1 protein-coding gene is annotated in these 499 nt (G+C 42.7%); it reads right to left on the bottom strand.

What is annotated here, in order from left to right; all coding sequences use genetic code 11:
- Positions 1–410: AraC family transcriptional regulator (locus tag NE664_13345; GenBank protein MCQ4727617.1), on the bottom strand; the 410-nt coding region annotated here is incomplete at its 3' end.
- Positions 411–499: the final 89 nt, after the last annotated feature.

Here is a 499-nt window from a genome sequence, read left to right as displayed (position 1 = left end):
AAGGCCTCTCTCTGTTCGATATGCCAGGAATACTGCTGTCTGTTTGACGTCTGCATTTTCGGCGCAATTTTTAATTCTGTTTCTTTGTCCCGCGCCTCCTTGGGTGTGACGCCATGGAAGTGCTGAAAGGCTTTTGTAAATGAGGTAGGCGAGGCGTAGCCATACTTATAGCTGATATCAACCACCTTCAAATCCGTGCTCTTTAAGTCATACCCGGCCAGGGTCAGTTTTCTTGAACGGATATACTCGGAAAAACTGATCCCATTCATATAGGAAAATACCTTCTGGAAGAATCCAAAGGAACAGCCCGCGATTTCCGCCACCACGTTTTCGTCTATGGGTTCTTCCCGCCGCTGTAAATGATCTTCCACATAATCGATGATTTCTCTTAATTTCTCATTCCATTCCATTTTGAGAGCTCCCCGTCTTTCTGGTTGTCTTTTTATTTTACCATTTATAAAAACTATTTTCCTCTTATTATTGGTACTGAACAGATAAT

Origin of the sequence: Anaerotignum faecicola (assembly GCA_024460105.1) — a bacterium.
GTDB lineage: Bacteria > Bacillota > Clostridia > Lachnospirales > Anaerotignaceae > JANFXS01.
The sequence above is the reverse complement of the archived record's forward strand: the minus strand, read 5'-3'. Positions and strand labels throughout refer to the sequence as shown.